The organism is Microcystis panniformis FACHB-1757 (assembly GCF_001264245.1).
Taxonomy (GTDB): Bacteria; Cyanobacteriota; Cyanobacteriia; order Cyanobacteriales; family Microcystaceae; genus Microcystis; species Microcystis panniformis.
In genome coordinates this window covers 4197701-4223755 of the sequence record NZ_CP011339.1, presented here as the reverse complement: position 1 = coordinate 4223755, position 26055 = coordinate 4197701, and the positions used below count along the sequence as shown (strand labels likewise).

Below are 26055 nucleotides of genomic sequence, written 5' to 3'. Positions count from 1 at the left end.
AAAATCAAAGAATTTTTGCTAAAAATTGCTGAGTTCGATCGGATTGGGGATGATTAAAAAATTCTGCTGGGGGGGCAATTTCCAAAATTAAACCCTGATCCATAAATACCACTCGATCGGCCACTTCTCGCGCAAATCCTACCTCGTGGGTGACACAAACCATGGTCATCCCCGATTTGGCTAAACTCTGCATCGTTTCCAAGACTTCTCGCACCATTTCTGGGTCTAAAGCTGAGGTGGGTTCATCGAATAACATCACCTTCGGCTGCATGGCCAAAGCGCGAACGATTGCCACCCGCTGCTGTTGTCCTCCCGATAACTGAGGGGGATATTTAAGTGCTTGTTCGAGAATACCAACTTTTTCGAGGAGTTTTCTCGCTATTTCCTCCGCTTGCGCTTTTTTCCAACCGCGCACCCACATCGGCCCGAGGGTGACATTATCTAATACCGTCAGATGGGGAAAGAGGTTAAATTGTTGAAAAACCATGCCGACTTCCTGACGGATTGCCTCGATATTTTTCAGGTTGTGGGACACAGTTATTCCGTCAATAATAATGCGGCCTTTTTGATAAGATTCTAACCCGTTAAAAGTGCGGATAAAGGTGGATTTTCCCGAACCGGACGGCCCCATAATCACGACAACTTCCTGTTTATTAACGGTGAGATTGACTCCCCGCAAAGCATGAAAGCGGTTATCGTACCATTTTTCCACAGCTTCGGCAATTATAATCGGTTCACTGTTGTGAGAGTCCATATTTTGAGAGTTTATTCATTATCTGTATCGGGAAACCACTGTTTCTCAAGAATTTGTCTCAGAGAGTAGGGACAAATTATCGGTAAATTTTTTAATCCTGTCTTTTTTTCGGCAATTAAGCGAGCGTTTTCATAGATATTGTCTAACTCTAGTTCTAGAAATTTGCTTAAATTGGTGGTGAGCTTATCTTCTAATTGTACTCGAAAAGTGATCATCTCTGCCGTCCAATGATTACTATTTCTTTCTCTTTCTGTTGTCCAAAATTGATAGAGTAGCAGCTGGATTATTATTTGCAAACTTAAACTTTTAACAGCAGTTTTTTCGCTCCGTCCTAAAGTTGCCAACTCCTCGATCAAATGTTCGTAATCTAACTGATCTAACTGACGATTTTTTAATAACTCGATCGTCTCGCTTAACCAGCGATCATACTCCCGTTCATAAAGCTGTTCTAAAGCAAGCATTGTCTTTGATCAAATGGGGACATTATTAAAAATAACCCGTTCCTAGAAATGATAGCATAAAAGATGCGGTTGATTAGTGTAAATATTTTTTATTTAGTTTTAAACGGAGATATTTCCGCATAATTAACTGATTTTATCGAATTTATTCATATTTACACCGAATAAACACCTGAATTGATTGAGGCAATAATCCTGACTGTACCCGAAGAAGTTGGGTTCTTCGGTTTTTGTTATGCAATGGACGGGGGTTATAAGGGATGGAACCCTTATATAGAAAGGCATTTGGCGATTTTTGTCAATTATTTTTGATCTAGAGCGAACTAATCAATTAAGTCTCTTGCCAGATAAGGATTTAGTCGATTTATGCCCCCCTATCGAACCATACTAAGTAACGAAGAACCAGAAGTTGATTAAATTAAAACTTCAATACATTTGAGGAGATAACTTAGTTTTTTGTCACCCTTTTCAGCTAAACTAAGTTTATGACTAAAAGCCTAGAAAACATTACCATTCACCAGTTTAGAGGACTGCGAGAGCTTGAGCTAAAGAATCTCGGACAGATTAACCTGCTTGTGGGAATTAATAATTCGGGAAAAACCAGCGTTCTCGAAGCGTTATCTATTTACTGTCATCCCTTAGATCTAAAAGTTTGGCTAAATACTGCTAGACAAAGAGAACAAGAGTACAGAGTTTCTCGGACTCCTTATCTAGATTCCCTACAGTGGTTATTTACCCACGATGCAATGATTGAGCAAGAAAAACTTAATCACGGGGTTATATCAATCACAGGAAATGGCTCCTTTAAAGTTCAGAAAATTGAGGCAATTTATGAAGAACTCGAAGGAATTATTTTAATTGACAATCCCGAAGACAAGCTTCATCCTAATGAGATAATTAGCGAAGAAAACGAAGATTTAATCGATAATAATGAAGATTTATGGGAAACAAGAAAAGGTATAAATTTATCGATAACAGTATTTCTGGCTCAAGAACAATTAATAAGTTTAATTAATTATCCCCAAAATCCCCTGAAAGAAAACTATCAACTTTGGGAAAATAGCCCTCTCTCTAGACTATCGGGAAAAAAAGAACCTAGCTTACTAACTTCTCTGGTTAGTCCCGCTTCTCATCGTTCTGATATTGGTCAATTTCGGTTACTTTCAGAAGTGAGATTTGCCAATTTTAAAACAGATGTTATCGATTTACTACGTCAAATGGACAGTAATATTTCTGATTTAGAAATTCTCTTACCTCCTCATTCTTTATCTTCCAGATTTAACATTTATATTCAACACGAAAAATTGGGACTTGTACCCGTTAGTACCTTTGGTGACGGGGTGCGTCGCTTACTTCATATTGCCCTCAAACTTGCCAGTGTTAAAGGTGGAATTTTATTCATTGATGAATTAGAATCAGCTATTCATACAGAGGCACTGCAAAGTTCTTTTAATTGGTTAGTTAAATGGTGTCAAAAAATGAATGTACAACTGTTTGCTACTACCCACAGTCTAGAAGCTGTTGATGCTCTGTTAGAAGTTACTGAACGAGAATCAGATTTGGTGCTTTATCGTCTCGAACCAAAGGAAAATTATACTAGAGTAGTTAGACATGATTGGACTCGATTAAAAAGCTTACGAGAAGACTTAGGACAGGAGGTTCGTTGGTGAGTCGAGAACATATATTGATTGGAGTGGAGGGTAATCATGATCAAGCTTTTCTGGTGAAAGTTATGTGTAAACTGCTGGGGTTTTCTAAATGTGAAGAACTCTCAAATCTAGAGCCAATTTGGAAAAAATTTATTCCGAAATATCCTCCTCTTAAAACTGGAAAACTTTACATCAGACTCGATATGCCATCTATTCTTTATACTGAGACTTTATCCGTGGCAATTTATGCCGGGGGTGGCAGTGAATTAATTAAAAATTTAACCAATAAACTTGCCGATATGGATTATAACAATGAATTATCAGCTTTTGCCGTTATTGCCGATGCGGATAAAGATAACCCGGCAGAAGTTGCTCGTAAATATCATCAGGGTTTTCGGGAATATTTTCCCGACTTTCCCAGGGTAGTAGCTGCCACGGGAACTATTCAAGAAAATAAACCAAGAGTCGGATTATACATACTGCCTAATAATGTTGATCAAGGTGTCTTAGATACCCTACTTTGTGATTGTGGAAAAATCGCCTATCCTGAATATATGAAGAGGGCAAAAGCATATATTCAACAGTTTTCTGAGGAGGAAATTAGTCAAATTGGCTGGAAACCTTTTGATAAAGAAAAAGCCACTATTGCCGCCATTGCTAGTATTCTTAAACCGGGAAAAACCAACACCGCAACTATTTCTGATGATCGGTGGATTAGCGAGCAAACTTTAACGCAAATACCATCACTACAAAATCTCTTAAATTTTCTAAAACAACTCCTCAAAATGGAGTCAATATAATTATATTGATCTGCTGAAAACTTGGAGAGTTACCAACTAGGAAGTTATGGTTAATAAGTGGTCAGGCAAAGGAGACAGTATATCCGAACATTATAATAAAAGTTTTCTCTCAAGTTAAGGTCAAACAATTCTAGCTGGGAGTTATCGAAGTGTAATTAAGCTTGACAAACTCAAATTAAGGTGTTAATATATAGGGCGTGATTTGTACAGATGTTAAAAATTTTGTTTTGCGGTAGTCTATGAATTTAACAAATTTACCAATGTCTCTTGATGAGGTGCCTTTACCTAGTTCTTTGCCGCCAGTTATTTTAATAGTTTTTACTCGTCCCGATCTACTCAAGGAAGTTTTAAAGGGTTTAACCCAACAGACTCTATTTCCTCGTCAGATCATTGCCTATGTGGATGGGGCAAGAAGTGAACGGGATCTACCCCTGATCGATCAAACAATTGCTTTACTGCAAGAGTTCTCTAGTAAAATTCCAGTAGATATAAGGTTAAGACCACAAAATTTGGGCTGTGATCAAAATGTCATTTTGTCCTTGACAGAAGTACTATCCACTTATGAATCTGTTGTTTACTTGGAAGATGATAACTTTCCCAATCCATATTTTTATGATAGTATGTGCCGTCTATTAGAGGCATACCGTGAACATAAAAAAATCTTTTCGATTAGCGGATATGCAGCCTTTCCAGAACAAGCATATCATTTGATCGAAGAGGATTTTGCTCTCTCTCATAGAGTTTTTTCTTGGGGATTCGGTATCTGGGCCGATCGCTGGAATGATATCGCTCTCATCAATCAGCCAAAACAATATAATCCTTTTGGAAAATTCTATAATATACCCGCCACCGTGCAAACAAAAATGACTATAATAAACCAGTTCTGGCTAGAGAGAAATGAGCAAACTGACTGGGTTATTACTCTTACTCTTGCATCTTTGTATCAAAATCGGGTTCATCTCATTCCCAAAACTTCTTTGATCTATAATATTGGTTTTGGACACCCAGAATCTAAAACCTATAAAGGGAAAGAAGCATCATGGGTAAACTCTGCCTATAGTTCCTCATTCCGCCCCAATAGCTTACCTACCAGTCTTGAGTTAATTGACCTATTAAAAAATGAGATTAGTGGGGTAGAATTAGCGCATTACCTGTATCGAAAGGGTATTTATATTAATTTAGAAGCACTATTTTGCTACCTAAAAAAATATCGTGACCTTCAAAGTCGCCTAGAATTTGTGAAGCTATTTATAGCTCACTCCCCCCTTAGTTTCAAAAGAACTCGCCGTCGTCTAGGTTTATAGTTTAGTAGATACTCAATAAAAAATATGAATAGCTCTAGAAAGTTTCTGATTTGTAAAGGTTCCTCTGGCATGGGAAACCGAATTCTGGCCGCCTGCGGTGCAATAATCTATAGTGAAATTAGTAATCGCCAGTTAGTTATTGATTGGCGGGATAATACTTATTGTCATGACGATATCAACTCCTTCCCTCTATTTTTTAACTGTCCAAAGACCGTTTCAGTAGAATCTATACCTGATACCAAGTCTGTCTATCCTGAGATATGGATTGATAAGTTAGATCAATCTTTTGGTGGACTAAGAAAAGATTTAAGGATTTCGGATCAATCTATGTCGGTTGAATTATCTAGAACAAATTATGAGAGTGAGATTCTGGTTTTCTGTGCCTATACTCATAAAATCAACCAGATGAGACAACTTTTTCATGGGAAGTTCGATTACTTGGCAAAAATGGATGATCGTACTATTATCAAACAGGTATTAAACTCTCATCTAAGCCTGAAACCTGAAATTGTTCAGTCTATCGAAGATTTCAAATCATCTCACTTTGGAGTGAACACCCTAGGCGTTCATGTCAGATATACAGACATGAAGATTCCTTTAGATAAGCTAATTAGTACTACTAAAAAAATCAACAAAAACAATAAATTTAACAGCATTTTCTTATCCACAGATTCTCAAGAAGTTGTTGAAAAATTTCAACAGGAATTCCCAAATATTATCACCACACCAAAATGGTTTCCACCATCGGGAGAAAGAATGCACCAGAACTGGGATCAATGTCCCGATCGCGTTCAAAATGGCATAGAAGCATTAATGGATATGTATTTGTTAGCCAGTTGTAATGATTTGATTTTTTCTTCTCAGTCCTCCTTTGGTTTAGTGGCATCAATCCTAAGTAAAGCGAGGAAACAACATCTCCACGATGTGAATTCTTCTTCATTCATTGAAAAAGTAAAAGCGAAAATTAGAGGTATTGCCAAATAGTTTGTACGAGCAATTAACCCGAACCCACCTTAATGATGTCTATGCCATGGCAAACCTGGGAAGTTACCAACTCATGCTTAATTCTCTCAATCGCATTTTCTCGCCTTTAGTATCTAGCGTTTTGCTTACCATAATTATCTCCAGTTGTCAAGGTACAAAAATATTAACTTCGGCAAATAATTCCCAGACCAATCAATGGCAAAAAGTGACCGTAATCGAGGGTTTAGAGCATCCTTGGGCTATGGTTTGGCTACCTAACGGGGAAATCCTCATCACAGAGCGCCCCGGTCGTTTAAGAGTGGTTAGAGAGGGTAAGTTAGACCCAAAAGCCATCGCTGGAGTTCCCGAAGTTTTTGCCGTCGGACAAGGAGGACTGCTCGATGTGGCAATTCATCCCCAATTTGCCCAAAATCGCTGGATTTATCTAACTTATGCTCACGGAGACCGGGAGGCTAATCGTACCCGCGTCGCTCGTGCGGTTTATGATGGTGCAAGTTTGCGAGATGTGCGGGTTATTTTTGAAGTTTCCCAGGCAAAAACCGGCTCTCAACACTTCGGTTCGCGGTTATTATGGCTACCGGATGGCACTTTATTGGTAGCGATTGGGGACGGGGGTAATCCTCCCCTACAATTAGCGGGAGATTTAATTAGAAAACAGTCCCAAAATCTGCAAAGTCATTTAGGTAAAATTATCCGCATCAATGACGATGGTTCTCTACCTAAAGATAATCCTTTTGCGGGTTCTAAAATTTGGAGTTACGGTCATCGGAATATTCAAGGAATCAGCTTTGATCCAATGACTAAAAGAGTCTGGGCAACCGAACACGGAGCAAAAGGAGGGGATGAATTAAATTTAATTGAAAAAGGTAAAAATTATGGTTGGCCAGTGGTTTCTGCTAGTCAAGAGTACGGCACTAATAACCCAGTTTCCGGCGAAAGATATCGCCCCGGTCTGATCGATCCGAAAACAATTTGGACACCAGCGATCGCTCCTTCGGGATTGGTCTTTTATACTGGTAATCGCTTTCCTAATTGGCAGGGAAATTTATTCGCCGGTGGTTTAGTTTCCAGGGATATTCGCCGTCTGGAAATGGATAAATCGGGTGAAATTATCAATCAAGAAGCGATTCCCATCGGTCAGAGGGTGCGGGATGTGCGTCAAAGTCCCGACGGATTTTTATACCTGCTCACCGATGAAGGTAACGGTCAATTAATTCGCCTTGAACCGCCATCTAATTTGTAAAAGTTCACAGAAATTATTATGGAAACCTTGAAGATTTTTTAGCGACTTCTAGTATAGTTATGTTTGTACGGGAGTAAGCACTCGATTTATGAAGAAAATTTTACAGTTAGTGGGACTAGGTTGCATATTGCCTATGTTCCTCGCCAGCGCAGGTTTAGCGGAAACAGTGGTGGAAAAAGTGGCTCGCACGGGATTTTTGACCGTAGGAACCCGTTTTGATGCGATTCCCTACTCCTACGTCAATGAGAAGGGGGAATTAGTCGGCTATTCTATGGATGTGTTGGAACGAATTAGAAAACGACTGGAAACTCGTCTCGGTCGTCCCGTCACCCTGCAAATGGTGGAAGCTAACCAACCCGGAGAGAAAATTAATCTCATTCGTAGCGGGGACATCGATATCGCTTGTAGTACGGCTTTTACTTGGGAAAGGGCGAAAGTGGTCGATTTTTCCATCAGTTACAGCATTTCTGGGATTAGGATTTTAGCCAAAAAAGGAAGCAATCTCTCCACTCCTCAATCCCTAATCGGTAAACGCATCGCCTTGGTTCCCAGTTCTGCGGCCGTGGATGTGATTAAATTAGTACAACCGCAAGCGACGATTGTTACTACCTACAGCACCGTAGAAGAAGCGATCGAAGCTTTAAAAACCGGTAAAATCGACGCAATAGCGGGGGATAGCATTTCTTTAGCGGGAACAATTCTCAGAGATAACCCTAAAATCTACGAAATCGTCCCCGAAGAAGCTCTAGCTAATTTTGGGATTGCTTGCATGGTTCCCGAAAATAACTCTACTTTTTTGGATGATGTCAACTATGCCATTGTTAAAATGATGCAGGATTACATCACCAATGATACGGCTACCGTTAGTCAAATCGATCGCTGGTTCGGTAGTCAAGGCATGGTTCCCATCCCCCCAGAATTATTAAAGGGGTTTTTTGCCTTCAAAGTTATCGAACACGCCCAAATTAATCCCCAAGAAGCCAAATAGGAGCATAAATTCAGGTGAATATCAGCAATAAAACTGGTTTAGTCGGCTTTCTTCTCGCTTTATCTGCTTTCGGTCTGACTAGCACCGCTCAGGCCGCCTCGGACGAGGCTAACCCCATTGAAGCGCGTTTAAGTCGTCTGTCCAGCGCTGTACGCGAACGAGTTAACCAACTGCCGGAAGATACTGCCGATCCTAGTTTACAAGCTTTAGGCTGGGGAGATGGTCGCGGTCGCGGTTGGGTGAATAGTCGTGCCGGCGGTTGGGGAGATGGTCGCGGTGGTAGTTTCGTTAATGCGCGGCCCTGGCGCAATGGTTGGTCTGACGGTGGCGGTTTCTTTAATTCCCGACCGCGCTGGGGTAATGGTGGCAGTTTCTTAAATCGTTGGTAAGGTAAGGTTGGGTGAGGCGATAAACTTTATCCTCGTCCCAACCCCGGTTTGACGATGAAATCTCAGGTTATTATTTTGAGGCAGAAAGACTCCATCAAGACGAAAGGAAAGTTGTTTGACTTCCACTGAGTCAAAGCGGTAGTTATTCGCTTCGCTGATAGGGAGTTGAATTAATTCAAAGAAGATAGAGGGGAATGATTGAAAGAGTTGATAAAAAATAGTGTCAGTTTTCATGCTTTTATTTTACAATGCGATCGCATTTTTTATGTCCCGTTTTGTATAGCTCTAACCTGTTTAACCTCTAACTCTAAGGCGGATGCGACTTGCTCAACGCTTAACCCTAAGGCTAACAAACGAGGGACCGCCTCTAATGCTTTGTTTAGTCTGCCTTCCTGACGACCTTCCTGACGCGCTTCCTCGCGCACATCTTGAAAATACTGAGTCTGTTTTAATTCATCTAAACTAAACATAGTTTCTATCTCCCGACGATTGAGAAGCGGTAACTTATAAACAAGAATCGTCTCTATTAATTGTAAGAGTTCTTGCGGTTTTTGGTCGGGGGTTAATTCTTCCCGCACTCTTTGGATTAATTTTCGGGTGCTATCAATCGCTTTTGCCTTAGATAGGGTGATTAATTGGACTGTAGCTAAACCAATCGAAGTTTGAGGAGTGTTTTCTAATTCATTCAGATAAATCCGTCTCACTCGCTCGGAGTTGAGGAGTTCCCGATAGCGTTGAACTTTATCGGTTTCTACTTGAGGGTTAGGATAGACAATCACACCCCGCCAATCATTGGTTAAGTCGGTTTTACTGAGATATAAGAATATTTCAGTGAAAAAGCGCTGATAAAAAGCCTCATCTTCTTGAAATTGTACCTCATACTAAATCCGTTGAGTAACGCACAGAAAACGGGTTTCTCCGAGAAACCCGTTTTCTGCTCATGCCTTGGCTTCGGTGATAGGGAGTTGAATTAATTCAAAGAAGATAGAGGGGAAAGATTGAAAGAGTTGATAAAAAATCGTGTCAGTTTTCATGCTTTTATTTTATAGCAGTACCCGCTAAGATTAGGACGTTTTGCTCCCCCTAACCCCTAAAATAGCGCAATCTTAATCATTACCGATTAATTTAAGATGTTTCCTTGGCGAACCCTTCCACTCTCTCCCTGATGGGCTTTTTTCCAGATTCATCAATAAAAAACGGAGAATACTTGACAAATTCGGGGGGGGTAGAATGAGGCTGCTTATTGCTGTTAAGCAATGATTTATGGGGTATAAATAACAATTTTTCCCCATTCTTAGCCATGAAACTAACTTGTCAATTAATCAAAAATGACTAATCAACTGCTAAAAGCCCTTTGCCTTCCGGCGGTGACTTGTGCCGTTTTCAGTGCCATTCCCGCCCATGCCGCCATTTTTACCGCTACCTATACGGATACTGTTGCAGCAGTCGACTTCTTACCCCTTGTCGATAACGTTACTGCCGGTGATACTGCGGTTATTACCTTTCAGCTTGACAATGGGGGAACTTCCCTGTTCAACCAAACATGGAACGACAGCAACATTGTGAGTGTCACCTTCAACTTTGGTAATGGGGCCCACGTTACCACCTTTAATCCTAATGGGGGTGATGGGTTGAGTACTTCTACAGGAAGTTTTGTCACCAATGCCTTAGGAACATTAACGGCTGTTCCTACTAGCTGGTCGGATTTGAATGATGTCAATGTCGTCTCAACCAATTCTACACAAACACCCACCAACTGGTTCGTGAATGGGTTCAATGGCGTTTACTATACTAATGGTTTCAGCAACGAGGTCCAATTGACCAATGTAGAAGGTAATATCGTTGCTGCTAACTGGACCATTCAACCTGCCCAGACACAGACAACCCCAGAACCAGGCACCCTTTTAGGTTTATTAGCGGTGGGTTCTCTGGGTGTATTGGCTCGCAAACGTCAATAAATAAATGACCAATTCTATGGTAAGGAAGGTTTAAAAGCCTTCCTTTTTGGTTAGGGAAAAAGGCGCTCTCGCTTATTGAATTTTGGCACATAATGGATAAGTAGCTAGACACAATTAATTACACATATCTAATACTAAGTAGGGTCTGCTGAAAAAGTACGGGCGAAGCATTCGGATAGAAAATCTACGGTTTCACCGATAGGTTATTGCCCGAATGCTTCGCCCCTACAGGACGCGGGCCGATGAAGACGCAAGGTTTTGAACGACGATTCTCTCAAAATCTTGCACCTGTTTCGGAAGAAAAGCCCCAAAACCCTTACTTTGCCTACATTTCACATTTATTCAGCAAACCCTAAGTAGGTAGGTATTAAAAACTGTCAGATACCCCCGCCTATCGGCACCCCCCTTAATAAGGGTAGATACCCCCGCCTATCGGCACCCCCCTTATCAAGGGGGGCGGGGGGATCGAACCTAAAATCCATTTTTAATTTAATTATAACCAGCTACTTAACTAGGGTTTATAACTGGGAAAATCGATATAACCTTCCTTGTCAAAAGAATACCAATCCTTCATCTCAGCATCGGGATTAAGGGGCCAATTATTGGCGAATCTTTCCACCAAATCGGGATTACTGATATAGGGGCGACCGAAAGCAATTAAATCCGCATCTCCCAACTGAATAGCGGCTTCAGCATTTTCTTTTGTATAACCACAATTGCCGATTAATGCACTATTAAAAACAGCCCTAAACTCGGATAAAAGCATCGGTTGACCCTTTTCATGAAAACCAAAAGCCAAGCCATCTAGCAGATGCAAATAAGCTAAATTGTACTCATTTAATCTTTGGGCAATATAGAGAAAAGTTTCTCGAAAATCCTCGGAACCCATGTCATTATAAACTCCATTGGGAGACAGACGCACCCCCACCCGATGACTGGGAAAAACAGTTAAAATTGCCTCGACTACTTCCTGTAAAAAACGATAGCGATTTTCCAAACTGCCACCGTACTTATCCTGACGCTGATTAGTGGCCGATTGTAGAAAAGTATCGATTAAATAACCATTAGCTCCGTGAATTTCTATGCCATCAAACCCCGCTAATTTTGCCCTCTGAGCGGCTTGGCGGTAATCGTCGACAATTGTGGGGATTTCCTCAGTTTCTAAGGCTCTAGGGGTCTCGTAGGGCTGTTTGCCGATGGGTGTATGCAACTCCCCCTTAATCTTAATTGCCGAAGGGGCAACGGGTAAAGCGCCATTTTCCTGAAAACTAGAATGAGAAGCGCGACCACAGTGCCACAATTGACAAAACATTGGTGTTCCTTTTCTTTGGGCGATTTTTGTCACCATTTGCCATGCTTGCACTTGTTCATCGGTGTAGATACCGGGGGTATTTTGCCAACCGTTAGCTTGGGGAGAAATTACCGTCGCTTCTGTAATCATTAATCCGGCGCTGGCCCTTTGCCGGTAATACTCGGCCATTATCTCATTAGCAAGACGTTTTTCTCCGGCTCGCGCTCGCGTCATGGGGGCAAGCACAAGACGATTTTCTAGGTTTAAATCTCCCAATTTAAATTGACTTAAAAGAGCCAGGGAAGTAGTGAAGGAAGTCATCGAATTTGCCGATAGAGAATTTAGGTTAATTTTACCGCAGTTAGTTAAAACCAGACAATCGCACCCAAGGATGATTGACTGTCTATCTGCGAGATTGTTCCTCTGCTAAGGGAGGAGAATTAATCGGGTCAATTAGCTGACTATAATTGATCTTGGTCATAAATTTGACTATAATTACCAGTTATTTAATTTATTTATAGCGTTTCCTGTTCGCAAGAGGTACATTATCGATATTGAAAAGCTTAATTAGCAAAGGTTTAAGTGTGCCACACAGGTGTGAGAACCGCTATATCATCCAAAATTCAAAAGACAGAAACTATATTTTCTGGTAGTTGAGTCATGATGGTTCGGTATAAAATAGTGTAATTACGCTTATATTTATCTGACCAGAAATAGTCATTGTCGAGATGTCTAGTAACTGGTGTTTTACCGATCAAATAGACTTCCTAGAGACTGAAACGAAACCCTTACTATTCGGTACTTGCTAATTTCAAGAGGGTTTTTCGGCTCTTCTCGACTTTGTGTGATAATTTTTGCTTATGGAACCCTGAAGTGCTTATTGGGCAAAACTTTTAGGACTATTTTGCGGATATTCTATCGGTATAGACCTCGTTTCCACACAGAAACCAGAAGAGCCGTTTTTCAGAATCAGCATTTTTTAGGAAACCTACCCAAAAATACCCAAAAGAGGCAAACAGCCTCTAGATTGCGTTGATAAAAATGGGAAAACACGAGTTTTTAGCAAGCATCATTCATTTAATTGTGCTAATCTCCAAAAAATAGCTATTTTTTCACAATTTATTTAGAACTAATTTATGAGTAAAAAAAAGTCTTGATCGACTTGGGCTTTGTGGCTAGTATGTAAAGCATCTAGCTTCTTCATTGGAGACACCTGAATGAAAGCCCTATTACTGTGGCCGCTGATGCCCAACTCCTTTTGGTCCTATCAAGAGACTTTAGATCTAGCCGGTTTAAGAGCAACCAATCCGCCCCTGGGTTTAATTACGGTGGCAGCCCTGTTACCATCGGATTGGGAAATCCGGTTTGTTGATCGCAATGTCCGATTAGAAACGGCTTCGGATTGGGAGTGGTGCGATTTGGTAATCATCTCCGCCATGATCATTCAGAAAAAGGACTTTCAAGAATTGATTGCCAAAGGGTTGCAGTTGGGTAAAAAAGTGGCTGTGGGCGGGCCTTACCCCACCTCCTATCCAGAAGTTGCCCAAAAAGCTGGGGCAGATTACCTGATTCTCGATGAAGGAGAACTGACAATCCCGCCGTTCCTGGCGGCCCTGGAGCGGGGTGAACCGAGTGGTGTCTTTAGAGCCAGTGAGAAACCCGATGTCACCATGACACCGATCGCCCGCTATGATCTACTAGATCTGGATGCCTATCTGGCGATTACCGTGCAGTTTTCTCGCGGTTGCCCCTTTCAATGCGAATTTTGTGACATCATCAACCTCTATGGCCGCAAACCGCGCACCAAAACCCCAGAACAAATGTTGGCTGAGTTGGAGACGTTATATCAACTGGGGTGGAGGCGCTACATTTTTGTTGTCGATGACAATTTTATTGGCAATAAGCGGAATGCCAAGGTGTTTCTGCGGGAGTTGATCCCCTGGATGGAACAACACCAGTATCCCTTTAAACTGATTACGGAAGCTTCCCTTAATCTGGCCGAAGACAGCGAACTGATCGAGTTAATGGTCAAGGCCGGCTTTATGCTGGTGTTTATGGGGATTGAGACACCAGATACCGATAGCTTAATGGGCATTAACAAGGTTCAAAACACCCGCCAATCCCTGATCGAATCCTGTCACAAAATTACCCGCATGGGGCTGCAGATTATGTCTGGCTTCATTATCGGTTTTGACAATGAGAAACCTGGCGCAGGGGAGCGGATCAAAGAGTTTATTATGGAGGCGAGTATTCCCCAGGGTCAGTTTAGCCTGCTCCAGGCACTGCAAAATACTGCCCTGTGGAATCGCCTGCAACAGGAAGGTCGTCTGGTGGATGGTATGGGTACTTTCCATCAGGGAGCGATGATGAACTTTGAGCCAACTCGCCCTGTGGAAGAGATTACCGAAGAATACATCGACGCTTTCTGGGAAATCTACGATCCTGTTAACTACCTGAAACGAACCTTCAACCATTTTATGATCATGGGGGGATGGCGCGGCAAATCGAACCGTAAATTAGATTGGCAACAGTGGCAATTGTTCCGTTCCTTGCTCTGGCGGCAGGGGATTGTCCGACCGACGCGCTTCCGTTTCTGGTGGCAACTGGCGGTGATTGCCTGGGTCAAGCCCCGTCTGCTAGAAGAGTATCTAGCGACCCTAGGGATAGGTGAGCATTTTTTTGCCTATCGCTATGAAGTCAGAGAACAATTACTAAAACAACTAGCCGATTTGAAGCAACAGAAAGCAAGGGTAGCCCAGCTGGAAAAAACGCTCAAAAGCTAGACAATAGCGCCGAGGAACAGTCATTTATCCCTAAACAGCGCTCTTGAATCCTACCCCAAAGTAGAGCAACAAAAAGCGAGTGGGGTTGTTTGACTGTCAAGTCAGTTGACATACTCCCACCGTCAAGCTAGGCTGTGACGGGGGATTCTTTCCACATTGCTGTTAGAAATTCCTTGCTTCGACGAGACGGCTTAGATTCTCAATGTCTCCATTAAGAACCCAGAGACCCGACTCTCCCCCCCCCCAAAGGCTTGGATTGAGTGATAAAATTGGAAGTAATACCCGATGTCTCAAGTTAATTGGGCGAGGATTTCGTGGGAATTTATCTCAGTCATAATCTTACCAAAAGTAGCGGTCGGGGTGAATAGTGGTTTGACGTTGTTGGGAATTGTATTCTAGCAGGTATTTTCTGGCGATTACTTCCTGTTCTTCTAATAAGAGTAGCTCATTTTCTCCAATTTCTGTATCGGTAGAGAGGAGGATGACTTGAGAGGAAGCGGCGGGAAAATAACGTTCAACTAAATTATGGCGATGGGAAGAATCTAAACGTCCGAGGGGTGTATCGATAGCGATGGGTAAATCTCGTCCGGAGACTCGCGCTAATCCCCACAAAAAAGCGATCGCTAATAGTTGTTTTTCTCCGGCAGAAAGACGGTGTTTAGGCACATTTTGTCCATCGGGACCAAAGAGAGATAGACCAAAAGTATCAGCATCGATCGCTATTTTCTGCACCAGATCGGACTTATGCAATAAATAACGAAAACATTCCGCCACTTCTCCCTCTAATCTATTTAATTTTTTTAAAGTTAAGCGTTCTTTAAATACTTTTAAAGTTTGCTGTGCTTTGACAATAGCGTTGACGATATGTTCGTTACTTTGCGATTCTAAAGCTTTCTCACTGTAGGCAAATAATTCTTTTTTAGTTTTCTCAATTTTCTTTTTGATTTCCTCATAATTTTTGTGGCTTTGCTCGTATTCCGCTTGAGCATTTAGATACTTTTTCTGAGCGGTTTTTAAGTTATTACTCAGGGTTTCGTATTCTTCGGGAGAGGCTGCTACTGCTAATTCTCGCTCTAAATTATCTAAGTCAGCTTCCAGATTTCTTAATTGTTCTATTGCTTGATGAGCGAGGTTAATTTGTGCCGGTAATTGATGGGTTAAGACTCGATTTAATAACTCGATCGCCTCCTCGTCTAGATCTAAGTAAGGAGTAATCAAAGAATCGCTATCCTCAGCTAAAAACTGATTTTCTTGCTCTAAAAATTCTCTAATATTCTCTAATTGTTCTAAAGTTAAATTCAGTTGTTCTAAATAAGCAAGTAACTTTTTATCTCTGGATTCTAAAACCGATTGAGCGACCTTAGCTGATTGAAATTGTAGCTCTTTTTCTCCCTGAATTTTAGCCGCTTCTAGGAGAGGAAAAATTAACTTTAATGGTAATAATTCTCCCGCTAATTGACCTAAGTATTCCCTCTGGTTATCTAACTTTTTATCTACCTCCTTTTTTCTGATCTCTAATTGACTTCTTTCGGCGGCAATTTTGCCGCCATCAATGCGAAATTTATCCGAGACTGCATCAAAATCATTTCTAACCACATCTAAATTTTTTTGTTGAGTTTCCATCTCTTGCCTAGCCAATTCTAAATCTTCTTGGTACTGGGCTAATTTTTTCTCGATCGCTTCAATAGTTGCCAGTTCATTTTCTGCTGCTAGTAACCGGCGCTTGCGACTAGCTAAAATATCGAGATCAACGGCTAATCTTTCCGCTAATTCTAACCCTAATAAAGTCTGCATCGAATCCTTAACGCTGTCAGGAGGTACATCCTGTTCTGCCAATTCTTTTACCTGTTCCCCATCAAATAAAAAGAGGTTAGAAATACCCAAAGGTAATAAAGTTTCAATATATTCATCCCAAGTATTAGCTAAGGCAGGATCGGGCCAATCCTCATCTAAAATACCGAGGGTATCCTTACCATCTTTGGGCTGTTTTGTCCAGTATCTAACGATACGATATTGTCGCCATTGTTCATTAACTAGATGTTCAAAAGCCAGTTCAATTCTAGCTTGATCGATGAGGGAAGCTTGATTATTAACTGCTTGACTGAGAAACTCGGCATAACTTAAATTATTGCGAGTAGAACACTTGGCCCGCGCACCGTACAAAGCCAAACGAATCGCATCCATTAAAGTAGTTTTACCGCCCCCATTCATGCCTCCCAAAAGGATAATCGGACAGGGATTGTTGTCTTTTTCGGGACGTAAATTAATCACTTGACGACCGGCGTAGGGACCGAAATTTTGCAAAACTAATTCAGTAAAAATCATTAACAGTCAGCCTTATTTAAGTCGAAAGTTTTAGGGAATCTCCTGTAAAAATTATACCTGAAAAAGTGCCGCAGATATTTTTTTACACCCAAGAGAAAAACCCCAGATTTTATACTATAGCATTGATCACCAGCGCTAGATATAATTAGGGTCTGCGGAAAAAACTCTAAGATCCCCCCGCCTGTCGGCACCCCCCTTATTAAGGGGGGCAGGGGGGATCGAGTGCAAAACCTATCTTCTATTTAATTGCAAACAGCTACTTAATTAAAGTCTGCTGATTTTTACTTTCTAGTTCATTACTGGGCATGAGCCTATTTTTTGAAAAAATCGTTATGATCGGCGTGAAAGTGCCAACACACCAGGAGAAAATTGCTATGATCACCATCGGCGAATATTTATGCCAGCGTCTCCATAATTTAGGGGTTAATCATATTTTTGGGGTGCCAGGGGATTATGTCCTCGATTTGATGGATGTTTTGCTGAAAAGTCCGATCGAATTAGTTTGCACCTGTAATGAGCTTAACGCAGGTTATGCCGCCGATGCCTACGCGCGAGTCAAAGGTATGGGCGCTGTCTGTGTCACCTACGGAGTCGGGGGATTTAGCCTCGTTAATGCTGTGGTCGGTGCTTACGCTGAAAGAGTTCCCTTGGTGGTGATTAGTGGGGCTTCCGATCGCTCGATTCGCCGGGATAATTTATTATTACACCACACCACGGGCGATTATAATCTGCAATTTTCGATCATGGAAAAAGCCACGGTTGCCTCGGTTATTCTCACTAATTCCACCCAAGCTGCCAGTCAAATCGATCAAACTTTAGCAGCTTGTTTGCATCACAAACGTCCCGTGTATATCGAAATTCCCCGGGATCTGGTCTATCGTCCCTGTATCCCCTCAGAAAATCCAATTTATTTAACCGATAATCTTACGGATACCGCCGCTTTAGAAGAAGCCATTGAAGAAGCGGTTTTTTTATTAGAAAAAGCGGAAAAACCAATTATTTTAGCGGGGGTAGAATTCCATCGGTTTAAACTCCAGGATAAGTTGCTGAAACTTTTAGAAGTAACGGGTTATCCCTTAGCCACCACTATTTTAGGTAAGTCGTCAATTTCGGAAATGCAGCCGCAATTTATCGGCACTTATGTGGGGGCATTAAGTCGCGAATACGTTAGTCAACGGGTGGAAAATGCCGATTGTGTCCTCTGTTTAGGGGCGATCATGTCCGATATGAATTTAGGCGGATTTACGGCTAATTTAAATCCCAATAATTTGATTAATGCCAATTCCGAGAAGATCAAGATTAAACATCACTTCTATCAACCAGTATTCCTAGGGGATTTTATCGAGGGTTTAATTAATAAGCTAAGTCACAAAGAAGCGGCTACACTAGAGATTAAACCTGCGGCCGAATTGAAGAATTTAGAATTCATCGCCGTGCCAGAGCAAAAATTAACTAATGCTCGTTTTTATGAGCGAATGAATCATTTTATCGCTCAAGAATCTTTTGTTATTTCCGATACGGGGGATGCAATTATTGCCACAATTGATTTATTAATGCCTCAAAAAACCGACTTTATCGGTCAAGCATTTTATCTCTCTATTGGTTATTCAATTCCCGCCTGTTTAGGAGTAGCTTTTGCCGCACCAAATACTCGTCCTATCGTCTTTGTGGGTGATGGTGCTTTTCAAATGACTGCCCAAGAACTTTCGACAATTATCCGTCACCATCTCAATCCAATTATCTTTTTAATTAATAACGATGGTTACACGATCGAGCGGGTAATTCAGGATAATATTTATAATGATCTACAACCGTGGAAATATCATCAATTACCAGCAGTATTTAACGGGGAAAGTTGGAGTTGTCAAGTCAGGACAGAAGGGGAATTAGAAAAGGCTTTATCGATTGCCCAGGGTAACATCGATCGCCTATCATTTATTGAAGTACATCTCGATCGTTTTGACTGTTCCCAAGGCTTAACTCGTTTAGGTCAAGCTTTACGTTCACCCCATGCCTAGACTGGTTATGCTATTAGGTTTTGACTGTGTGGAGCTGCCCTAAGACACCAGACTGAAACTCTTTTCGCTCCCAAGAGTCAACAATTAAGATACAATCGGTATCTTAATCAAAGTTTGCCGGTGACAACCGCAACTAAAAACCCTATGAATGCTTTTTGGAAACAAATCACTCTACTGAACTTTTCCCCTGCTTCTTGGTCAAAATATAGCTATCTGCATCGTTTAGTCGGACTTTTTAGTCAATGGCGACAGGGTAGCTGGTTTGTGGAGTGGACAGAACTGATGGGTGCGCTGTTAATCTCTCTCCTTATCGCCACTGCGCCGTTTTTCTCCACCAGTCAAATCGGTTTTTTGCTGTTAGCAATAGCGGGTTATTGGCTACTCTTAACCCTTGTGGATGAAGGCAAAATCGGGGTGACACCGATTCACCTTTTAGTGCTTTTATACTGGGGAATTGCCACGGTTTCCACGGCTTTTTCTCCCGTTAAAACCGCAGCTTTGGAAGGATTAATTAAATTAACTCTCAATCTCATCTTTTTTGCCTTTACTGCCCGAATTATGCGCTCGCCACGCCTAACAAATTGGATTCTGACTACTTTAGTTTTAACCGCTTTAGCAGTGAGCGTTTACGGCATTCGTCAGCAAATTTTTGGCGCGGAACAGTTAGCAACTTGGAACGATCCTACTTCAGAATTAGCGGGGGATACTAGGGTTTATAGTTATCTCGGTAATCCTAATTTATTAGCTAGTTATTTATTCCCCGGTATTGCTTTTAGCGGTGCGGCATTATTTGTGTGGCAGGGATGGCTACCGAAAATTTTAGCGGCTTTACTAACTTTAGCCAATGCCGCTTGTTTATTTTTTACCGAGAGTCGTGGCGGTTGGATTGGTTTGATGGTCTTAGGAATTGTCTTCTTATTGCTATTATTTTATTGGTTCAAAAATTATCTACCGTTATTTTGGCAAACCTGGCTTTTACCCTTAATTTTAGGGGGTTTAGCCGTGGTGGTTTTAGGGGCGATTTTATTGGTGGAGCCGATGCGAATTCGGGTGATGAGTATTTTCGCCGGCCGAGGAGATAGTAGTAATAACTTTCGGATTAATGTTTGGGATGCAGTTATTCGCATGATTCAAACTTATCCGCTTTTGGGCATCGGACCGGGTAATGATGCTTTTAAGAAAATTTACCCCCTATTCATGAAGCCAAAATACACGGCTTTAAGTGCCTATTCTGTGGTATTAGAAATCATGGTAGAAACGGGAATCATTGGTTTTACCTGTTTCCTCTGGTTATTAGTTACAACTATCGGCCAAGGCATCCATCAAATTAAACTTTTACGCGATAAAATGGACAGTCAAGGCTTTTGGTTAATCGGGGCAATTGCCGCTATGGCCGGAATTCTTGCCCACGGTTTCTTTGATACAGTTTGGTATCGTCCCCAAGTTAGTACCCTCTGGTGGTTAGTTTTGGGTTTAATTGCTAGTCGTTGTTATTCCCCTGCTAGAGGTTTTGATCGTGGCAATTCTCTCCTCTAGGGGGGCGAAATGGGGGAGCATTGAGGAGTTATTTCAAATTACGGATAGGGCTGCTCTGAAGGGTATTTGAATCTCGTGTAGGCGTAGGCGAGGGGGATTATTAAGAAAAATCACAAATCTTCCATCCTACCATCTCTCGGTGGCCAAAGCAAGAGATAATTAAATTAGATCGTTTCCCAGTTTGTTCTGCGCTTGGCGCGATTTCCTAACTGCAATAACGAGAGTAAATCCCTGTGGCCGTTATAGAGACGAGGGAGGAAAATAATGGATCGTTCTCTTAAGTGGGCCGTGGCGATTGTCATAACTCTAATCCTCGTGCTTTCCCCGGTCTTTTCCCAGGGCTGTGGGGCGACAGAGTGGAACCCGAAAGGAGGGAACGGTCAAGATACAATGCTAACCCTTACTCGCACTGACAACGGCAAATCCATCACCATGCAGGTCAACGACCTGCTGCTACTGTCCCTCGACGAGAATCCCACCACTGGCTTTCAGTGGGCGGTCGGTGGTGTCGGGAGCGATTTAGTGAAGCTGCAGGCCTCTGAGTATGTACCTGCCATAGAGTCGAGAGTCGGCGGGGGCGGTCAGAGAATCCTGACCTTTAAAGCGCAACGGGCTGGGATAGACCAACTAAGGCTTAAGCTTTGGCGAGAGTGGCAAGGAGAACCGTCAATTGTCGAACGATTTACTGTCACGCTCCAAGTCCGAGAGTAAAGGCTTCTCAGATAGCCAAGGGCCAGTGAGTAACGACTTAGGAGGAAAGGAAAAATGAGTGAAACATTTGTAATTCCTGCAATGGGATGGTTGCCCGACTATCCCGATATTCGTGATGTTACTTTTCAATCTGAACGCGTACCGTCCAAACTGCAAGCTTTGGGACAGCCATCTGTCAAGCAAATGCTGGCCAAAGTGGGAGCAACGACATCTGCCCCAGCAGCGCTACCAGCCAGCGTGGACTTGAGGCCGTGGTGTTCCCCCATGGAGGATCAAAAAACTATCGGTTCTTGTACGGCCCACGCCGGGGTCGGACTGGTGGAGTATTTTGAGCGGCGAGCTTTTGGCAAACACATAGATGCCTCGCGCCTCTTTCTTTACAAAGTGACGCGCAACTTGCTCAAATGGACGGGAGATACGGGGGCATTCTTGCGCTCAACAATGTACGCCCTCACCTTGTTTGGCGTACCACCAGAAGAATACTATCCCTACAATATCGCTGATTTGGACAAAGAGCCGTCGGCATTCTGCTACGCTTTTGCCCAAAGCTATCAGGCGATTTCCTACTACCGCCTCGATCCGCCCGGGACGGCAAGAGACGCACTGTTAGCTCGGATTAAAACCGAATTGTCGAAAGGTCTGCCCTCGATGTTTGGCTTTACTGTTTACAGTTCTATCAGTCAGGGCAACACGACCGGCAAGATTCCTTACCCGACTCGGGGCGAACGGGTTGAAGGCGGTCACGCGATCGATGCAGTTGGTTACGACGACAACCTCAAGATCAAGAACACCAATGCCGGTGGCATTGAAACCACCGGTGCCTTGCTGATTCGCAACTCCTGGGGGACTGCCTGGGGAAGCGCTGGCTACGGCTGGCTGCCCTACAAGTACGTCCTCGATGGTCTGGCAACTGATTGGTGGTCGCTAATCAAGAGTGAGTGGGTCGATACGGGACAGTTCGGATAGGAGACCAATTCGATAAGGTGTGAGGGGCGAGATAAAGGCTTCTGGTGAGTTTTTTCAGAATAGGGGGGACGCTGGGAAAACTCACCGTTTGTTGAATTTTTTAGGGGAAGCTTTTTAAAATTCGCTGTAAACCTTATTCTGTATGTGAGCGGAATCGAGCTAATTAGCGATCGCCAAATGCGGTGTGGGTGGGTCAGTCGGTAACGGTGGAAGCGCGCAATGGAAAGTCGCTTTTGATTACTGTTCCGGCGGCGGCGTTGGTGGTTTTGCAGTAGTTAGGAGGGATCGGAGAGGAAGATTCTTGTGTAACTATTCAATAGTAGGTGGGTGGAATTAAATATAAGATGAACGTAGGTTGGGTTGAAGCATGAAACCCAACGCCCGCATGGGTTACGCTACCGCTAACCCATCCTACAAATAATTGTGCCTCCCTACTTAAGCACAGATGCGATCCTCGATCGCCACCGATTGCAGAAGTCTTTCCACGATCGCTTTAGCTTGACGACCGTGACTAGGAATCAGACGATGGCAGAAGACGTAGGGAGTAATTAACTTAACATCATCGGGGATAGCATAATCGCGACCTTCGAGGAAAGCGTAAGCTTGAACTGCTTTTTGCAAAACCACACAACCCCGGGGACTGACTCCTAAACTAATATCTTCGTGATCACGGGTAGCCCGGACTAAATCGACGATATATTGCTGTAAAGTGGGAGCTACCTGGACCAGACTGACTAATCTTTGCAATTCTCCCACCTGTTCTAGGGAAATACAAGCTTCTAGGGATTTAACCGTCTCTTGAGAATGCTGTCTCTGTAACATTGTTAATTCTTCTGTGGCGCTGGGATAACCCAAACTCAGGCAAACGGCAAAACGGTCCATTTGCGCTTCTGGAAGCGGAAAAGTGCCTTGATATTCGATCGGATTTTGGGTGGCGATCACAAAGAAGGGTTGGGGGACCGGCCGCGCTTCTCCATCGACGGTAACTTGTTTTTCTTCCATGACTTCTAGAAGTGCCGATTGAGTGCGCGGGGTGGCCCGGTTGATTTCATCGGCCAACAGGACGTTAGCAAAAGCGGGGCCGGGGATAAATTCAAATTCGCGACTGTTGGGGTTCCAAATCGTGGTTCCCGTGATATCACTGGGGAGGAGGTCGGGGGTGCATTGTACCCGTTGGAAACGACCGTTAATTGAACGCGCTAAGGATTTAGCTAAGAGGGTTTTGCCGACTCCGGGGACATCTTCGAGGAGAGCGTGGCCACCACTGAGTAAAGCCACCAGCACAATGCGAATCGATTCGGTTTGGCCGACGATGCTCTGGCTCAAATTTTCCATCAAAATATCAATAGCGTCTCTCATAACACAAATGGGGGATTTTGTCAAGAAGATTAATGTTAAGTTTTCTTGATCTTAACGATTCTTTTCCCAATTTGCCCACACTAGCGAGGAAAGTTGACAGACAATGGCGGGAAATTTTCTGCTAGGGAGCTAATCGGGGTTAGGGTGGCGAGCAGGGAGAAAATTAGTTAAGAATTGTTGCCAGTGAGCGAAATCAAGATTTTCAGTCGGTTCAGTCTGATAAAATCAAGGAGAATTTCTCCTAATCAGTGAAGATGAAAGCCAGTTCGCTCGTTTTTAGTCTTGTTTTAGGAATCGCTGCCAGTACATTAACCAATAGTTTACCCGAAAATTTAACTTTCAATTCTCGGAAAATATTGGCTCAAGATCAGGCACCTTCCTGTCCCCTCCCTCCAGATATTGCTATCACTTTTCGCAATAGTGAATGTCAGGCAGTTACCCTAGAAAAACCCCAGACTTTTTTCCGTTATTATAGTGACGAAAATTACAAAAAAGGTCGTTTTCTGACCACGGATCAATATACCACCAATGTGGAGGTGATCAGAAATTTAGCCCTCGATCAAAAGTGGAATCCTCCCAATCAAGCGACCAAAGTAGTATCGGTGACTTTACCTGCGGGAACAACGGTTTATCAAGGAATTGTCGCCCCCCAGAATCCGGCTGATTGTTATCCCGGTGGTGGTCAGCAAACTTTTATTAAAGACTCGCGAGATGCCAATATACAATGGGGAGAGGGGCGAGCAATAACGGTTACATCTCTTTCCTGTCGCTAGAATATTATGGAAACGAACATGAGGGAATTAATTCAATCAATTGACCAAGCTATTACCGTGGCCGAACAGATGCGGAAAACAGAAAGATCGACTCGGATTGAGGGTTTAATTTCTGTCCTGAAAACCATCAAAAGTCAGGCTTTAGCTGGTCAATTACCACCGTCTCAAGGCATTGTTACCCTAGGATTAGCGCGAGAAGTAGCTGATTGGATCGATTCCCTTGATTCTCCTTTATTGAAAGCGGTGGGTAAAGTGGAAAGAGAATACCAAAAATATTAGGAGTTGTCGGTGACAGAAGTTAGAATTAACCGAGAGCGATCGCAGTCTATCTCGATCTGATTTTTTAATCGATCGAGAGAATTAAATTTCTGTTCTGGTCGCAGGAATTGCACTAAATCCATCGTTAAAATGCGATCATATACATTGCCCGACCAATCCAATAAATGGATTTCCACACTGATAGTTTTTCCCTCGATCGTGGGACGATAACCGATGTTCATAACTGCTGGTAAGCGAGAACCATCGAGATGCACCCAACCGCAATAAACCCCCAGTCGCGGCAATAATTTATCGGGGGGAACCTGTAGATTAGCGGTATGAAAACCTAATTGTCTGCCCAGCTGTTGCCCGATGACCACACGACCAGTTAAACTGTAGGGACGACCTAACATTTGTCCGGCTTGCTCAACATTTCCCGATGCCAAAGCTTGACGAATTAGGGAACTACTAATTCGACCCGTCCCACAGTTTTTTAAACCAACAATCTCGACTTTAATATTAAATTGAGAGGCGATCTGTAATAAATCTTCGGCTGTACCTTGACGACGATAACCGAAGCGGAAATCTTGACCAACACTGATCGATTTAGCCTGTAATTTTGCTACTAAAATCTGTTCGACAAAAGCCAAGGGTGTCAGGGAAGCTAATTTAGCAGAGAAAGGCAGTAAAACTAATTGTTTAACGCCTAAATTCTCTAAAACCTCCACCTTTTCCCCTAGAGGAGTTAATAACTGCCATTTTTCTCCCGTAAAAAATTCCCGCGGGTGGGGAGTAAAACTAACAACGGTGGGATAAGCGGGTTCATCCCGAAAAATTGGCTGTAGGACGGTTTGATGACCTAGGTGCAAACCATCAAAGTTACCTAGTGCGATCGCACTAGGGGCTAAAATACGGGTATTAGGAGAATCTACAATCCACACGCTGGCTCTAAGAACAGATACAAGAGAATAATTCAAGCGATTAATCTTGAGTGTAGCCTTTTGATTCTATATCAATCGGGCGATCAAGCTAAAAAAAAGCCCCCAATAACTTGGAGGCCTTTGGAAGTTTTAGCAAGTTGAACGTGAACGATCCCGGTGCGATCGGCCCGGCATTCCCAATCAATTGCACCAGAAAGATGAGGGAAACAAGCATTCATTAATTGTTCAGTTCGTTCTTGTTTTGGTCGTCTGTGGTTGTTCTTGCTGCTTTTGTGGTTTCCCAATCTGAATCAAGCATAAGTAGCTGGTTATAATTAAATTAAAAATTGATTTTAGGTTCGATCCCCCCTACCCCCTTGATAAGGTAGGGTTGATTCATGAATCAACCCTACCCTTGATAAGGGGGGTGTCTGATAATTTTTAACGCCTACCTACTTAAGGATATTGTTTTTGTTTCTTTTGTTCTAATCCTGTTGCTAATCATAGAGCGATCCCGAAAGGATAAGGTTTACCATAGTAAGGTGGGGGATTTTTTTCCCACCTTATTTTATTTATTGTCTATAATTA

Annotated in this window: 22 protein-coding genes and 2 pseudogenes; 15 read left to right on the top strand and 9 right to left on the bottom strand. The window is 42.6% G+C overall.

The features are described from left to right. Positions 1-4 precede the first annotated feature (4 nt). Both VL20_RS20200 and VL20_RS20195 read right to left on the bottom strand, forming a co-directional pair. Complete coding sequence (locus tag VL20_RS20200; protein WP_002762440.1) at positions 5-754, bottom strand: amino acid ABC transporter ATP-binding protein; 750 nt, start codon at positions 752-754, stop codon at positions 5-7. A gap of 11 nt (positions 755-765) precedes the next feature. Further along, entirely contained in the window at positions 766-1215 is a 450-nt protein-coding gene (locus VL20_RS20195; RefSeq protein WP_052277590.1) for a DUF29 domain-containing protein, read from the bottom strand. Between the two features lie 482 nt (positions 1216-1697). Between VL20_RS20195 and VL20_RS20190 the strand changes: the two genes are divergently transcribed. The 7 genes from VL20_RS20190 to grrA all read left to right on the top strand — a co-directional run bounded on the left by VL20_RS20190 (position 1698) and on the right by grrA (position 8569). Further along, complete coding sequence (locus VL20_RS20190) at positions 1698-2882, top strand: AAA family ATPase (protein ID WP_002762438.1); 1185 nt, start codon at positions 1698-1700, stop codon at positions 2880-2882. After that, positions 2879-3661 carry a DUF3226 domain-containing protein gene (locus VL20_RS20185; protein WP_052277589.1) on the top strand — a complete coding sequence of 261 codons (783 nt, stop codon included), beginning with the start codon at positions 2879-2881 and terminating at the stop codon, positions 3659-3661. The genes VL20_RS20190 and VL20_RS20185 overlap by 4 nt, the downstream gene beginning before the upstream one ends. A 239-nt stretch (positions 3662-3900) precedes the next feature. Then, on the top strand, positions 3901-4965 hold the full coding sequence (locus VL20_RS20180) for a glycosyltransferase family protein (protein ID WP_052277588.1): 1065 nt from the start codon (positions 3901-3903) through the stop codon (positions 4963-4965). A gap of 24 nt (positions 4966-4989) precedes the next feature. Further along, the gene (locus tag VL20_RS20175) at positions 4990-5949 is read left to right on the top strand and encodes a NodZ family protein (protein WP_052277587.1); all 960 of its coding nucleotides are present in this window, start codon (positions 4990-4992) and stop codon (positions 5947-5949) included. A 73-nt stretch (positions 5950-6022) separates the two neighbouring features. Continuing rightward, positions 6023-7192 carry a PQQ-dependent sugar dehydrogenase gene (locus VL20_RS20170; protein ID WP_052278525.1) on the top strand — a complete coding sequence of 390 codons (1170 nt, stop codon included), beginning with the start codon at positions 6023-6025 and terminating at the stop codon, positions 7190-7192. A gap of 88 nt (positions 7193-7280) precedes the next feature. Next, positions 7281-8180: an extracellular substrate binding-like orphan protein GrrP gene (gene grrP, locus VL20_RS20165; protein WP_052277586.1), complete on the top strand. Its 900-nt coding sequence runs from the start codon at positions 7281-7283 to the stop codon at positions 8178-8180. Between the two features lie 14 nt (positions 8181-8194). Further along, entirely contained in the window at positions 8195-8569 is a 375-nt protein-coding gene (grrA, locus tag VL20_RS20160) for a GrrA/OscA1 family cyclophane-containing rSAM-modified RiPP (protein ID WP_052277585.1), read from the top strand. On the opposite strand, the gene VL20_RS20155 is transcribed toward grrA, so the two are convergent. Then, positions 8555-8803: a DUF2887 domain-containing protein gene (locus tag VL20_RS20155; protein WP_052277584.1), complete on the bottom strand. Its 249-nt coding sequence runs from the start codon at positions 8801-8803 to the stop codon at positions 8555-8557. The genes grrA and VL20_RS20155 overlap by 15 nt on opposite strands. Positions 8804-8832: 29 nt before the next feature. Further along, a pseudogene (locus VL20_RS20150) lies at positions 8833-9603 on the bottom strand (Rpn family recombination-promoting nuclease/putative transposase). A gap of 294 nt (positions 9604-9897) precedes the next feature. Here VL20_RS20150 and VL20_RS20145 point away from each other — a divergent pair. Then, the gene (locus VL20_RS20145) at positions 9898-10527 is read left to right on the top strand and encodes a PEP-CTERM sorting domain-containing protein (protein WP_052277583.1); all 630 of its coding nucleotides are present in this window, start codon (positions 9898-9900) and stop codon (positions 10525-10527) included. A gap of 511 nt (positions 10528-11038) precedes the next feature. On the opposite strand, the gene VL20_RS20140 is transcribed toward VL20_RS20145, so the two are convergent. Further along, complete coding sequence (locus VL20_RS20140; protein WP_052277582.1) at positions 11039-12139, bottom strand: alkene reductase; 1101 nt, start codon at positions 12137-12139, stop codon at positions 11039-11041. 896 nt (positions 12140-13035) lie between these two features. Here VL20_RS20140 and VL20_RS20135 point away from each other — a divergent pair. Further along, complete coding sequence (locus VL20_RS20135) at positions 13036-14601, top strand: B12-binding domain-containing radical SAM protein (protein ID WP_052277581.1); 1566 nt, start codon at positions 13036-13038, stop codon at positions 14599-14601. Between the two features lie 122 nt (positions 14602-14723). On the opposite strand, the pseudogene VL20_RS33870 reads toward VL20_RS20135, so the two are convergent. Together VL20_RS33870 and dndD are read right to left on the bottom strand one after the other, a co-directional pair. Next, positions 14724-14838, bottom strand: a pseudogene (locus VL20_RS33870) (RNA-guided endonuclease InsQ/TnpB family protein); the annotation flags it as partial. 102 nt (positions 14839-14940) lie between these two features. Then, positions 14941-16926 (bottom strand): DNA sulfur modification protein DndD, encoded by a 1986-nt coding sequence (gene dndD, locus VL20_RS20130; protein WP_052277580.1) that lies wholly within the window; start codon positions 16924-16926, stop codon positions 14941-14943. 374 nt (positions 16927-17300) lie between these two features. On the opposite strand from dndD, the gene VL20_RS20125 reads away from it, so the two are divergent. From VL20_RS20125 to VL20_RS20110, 4 genes are all read left to right on the top strand, one after another. Next, the gene (locus tag VL20_RS20125) at positions 17301-18944 is read left to right on the top strand and encodes an alpha-keto acid decarboxylase family protein (RefSeq protein WP_052277579.1); all 1644 of its coding nucleotides are present in this window, start codon (positions 17301-17303) and stop codon (positions 18942-18944) included. Between the two features lie 144 nt (positions 18945-19088). Further along, positions 19089-20480 (top strand): IctB family putative bicarbonate transporter, encoded by a 1392-nt coding sequence (locus VL20_RS20120; RefSeq protein WP_052277578.1) that lies wholly within the window; start codon positions 19089-19091, stop codon positions 20478-20480. Positions 20481-20744: 264 nt separating this feature from the next. Beyond that, positions 20745-21191 carry a protease inhibitor I42 family protein gene (locus tag VL20_RS20115; protein ID WP_052277577.1) on the top strand — a complete coding sequence of 149 codons (447 nt, stop codon included), beginning with the start codon at positions 20745-20747 and terminating at the stop codon, positions 21189-21191. Positions 21192-21245: 54 nt separating this feature from the next. Further along, positions 21246-22157: a C1 family peptidase gene (locus tag VL20_RS20110; protein ID WP_052277576.1), complete on the top strand. Its 912-nt coding sequence runs from the start codon at positions 21246-21248 to the stop codon at positions 22155-22157. A gap of 435 nt (positions 22158-22592) precedes the next feature. Here VL20_RS20110 and VL20_RS20105 read toward each other — a convergent pair whose 3' ends face one another. Then, the gene (locus VL20_RS20105; RefSeq protein ID WP_052277575.1) at positions 22593-23516 is read right to left on the bottom strand and encodes an AAA family ATPase; all 924 of its coding nucleotides are present in this window, start codon (positions 23514-23516) and stop codon (positions 22593-22595) included. Positions 23517-23770: 254 nt separating this feature from the next. Between VL20_RS20105 and VL20_RS20100 the strand changes: the two genes are divergently transcribed. Next, positions 23771-24289 carry a hypothetical protein gene (locus VL20_RS20100; protein ID WP_052277574.1) on the top strand — a complete coding sequence of 173 codons (519 nt, stop codon included), beginning with the start codon at positions 23771-23773 and terminating at the stop codon, positions 24287-24289. A gap of 6 nt (positions 24290-24295) precedes the next feature. Continuing rightward, on the top strand, positions 24296-24568 hold the full coding sequence (locus VL20_RS20095; RefSeq protein ID WP_002761130.1) for a hypothetical protein: 273 nt from the start codon (positions 24296-24298) through the stop codon (positions 24566-24568). Here the strand turns inward: VL20_RS20095 and VL20_RS20090 are convergent. Then, a complete protein-coding gene (locus tag VL20_RS20090) occupies positions 24565-25488 on the bottom strand; it encodes a bifunctional riboflavin kinase/FAD synthetase (protein WP_052277573.1) in 924 nt (307 codons plus the stop codon). The genes VL20_RS20095 and VL20_RS20090 overlap by 4 nt on opposite strands. Between the last annotated feature and the right edge of the window lie 567 nt (positions 25489-26055).

Bases quoted from the DNA above. Each gene is read 5' to 3' on its own strand.
- VL20_RS20200 (WP_002762440.1), bottom strand. From the start codon at position 754: ATGGACTCTCACAACAGTGAACCGATTATAATTGCCGAAGCTGTGGAA.
- VL20_RS20195 (WP_052277590.1), bottom strand. From the start codon at position 1,215: ATGCTTGCTTTAGAACAGCTTTATGAACGGGAGTATGATCGCTGGTTA.
- VL20_RS20190 (WP_002762438.1), top strand. From the start codon at position 1,698: ATGACTAAAAGCCTAGAAAACATTACCATTCACCAGTTTAGAGGACTG.
- VL20_RS20180 (WP_052277588.1), top strand. From the start codon at position 3,901: ATGAATTTAACAAATTTACCAATGTCTCTTGATGAGGTGCCTTTACCT.
- VL20_RS20175 (WP_052277587.1), top strand. From the start codon at position 4,990: ATGAATAGCTCTAGAAAGTTTCTGATTTGTAAAGGTTCCTCTGGCATG.
- VL20_RS20170 (WP_052278525.1), top strand. From the start codon at position 6,023: ATGCTTAATTCTCTCAATCGCATTTTCTCGCCTTTAGTATCTAGCGTT.
- grrP (WP_052277586.1), top strand. From the start codon at position 7,281: ATGAAGAAAATTTTACAGTTAGTGGGACTAGGTTGCATATTGCCTATG.
- VL20_RS20155 (WP_052277584.1), bottom strand. From the start codon at position 8,803: ATGAAAACTGACACTATTTTTTATCAACTCTTTCAATCATTCCCCTCT.
- VL20_RS20145 (WP_052277583.1), top strand. From the start codon at position 9,898: ATGACTAATCAACTGCTAAAAGCCCTTTGCCTTCCGGCGGTGACTTGT.
- VL20_RS20140 (WP_052277582.1), bottom strand. From the start codon at position 12,139: ATGACTTCCTTCACTACTTCCCTGGCTCTTTTAAGTCAATTTAAATTG.
- VL20_RS20135 (WP_052277581.1), top strand. From the start codon at position 13,036: ATGAAAGCCCTATTACTGTGGCCGCTGATGCCCAACTCCTTTTGGTCC.
- dndD (WP_052277580.1), bottom strand. From the start codon at position 16,926: ATGATTTTTACTGAATTAGTTTTGCAAAATTTCGGTCCCTACGCCGGT.
- VL20_RS20125 (WP_052277579.1), top strand. From the start codon at position 17,301: ATGATCACCATCGGCGAATATTTATGCCAGCGTCTCCATAATTTAGGG.
- VL20_RS20120 (WP_052277578.1), top strand. From the start codon at position 19,089: ATGAATGCTTTTTGGAAACAAATCACTCTACTGAACTTTTCCCCTGCT.
- VL20_RS20115 (WP_052277577.1), top strand. From the start codon at position 20,745: ATGGATCGTTCTCTTAAGTGGGCCGTGGCGATTGTCATAACTCTAATC.
- VL20_RS20110 (WP_052277576.1), top strand. From the start codon at position 21,246: ATGAGTGAAACATTTGTAATTCCTGCAATGGGATGGTTGCCCGACTAT.
- VL20_RS20105 (WP_052277575.1), bottom strand. From the start codon at position 23,516: ATGAGAGACGCTATTGATATTTTGATGGAAAATTTGAGCCAGAGCATC.
- VL20_RS20100 (WP_052277574.1), top strand. From the start codon at position 23,771: ATGAAAGCCAGTTCGCTCGTTTTTAGTCTTGTTTTAGGAATCGCTGCC.
- VL20_RS20095 (WP_002761130.1), top strand. From the start codon at position 24,296: ATGGAAACGAACATGAGGGAATTAATTCAATCAATTGACCAAGCTATT.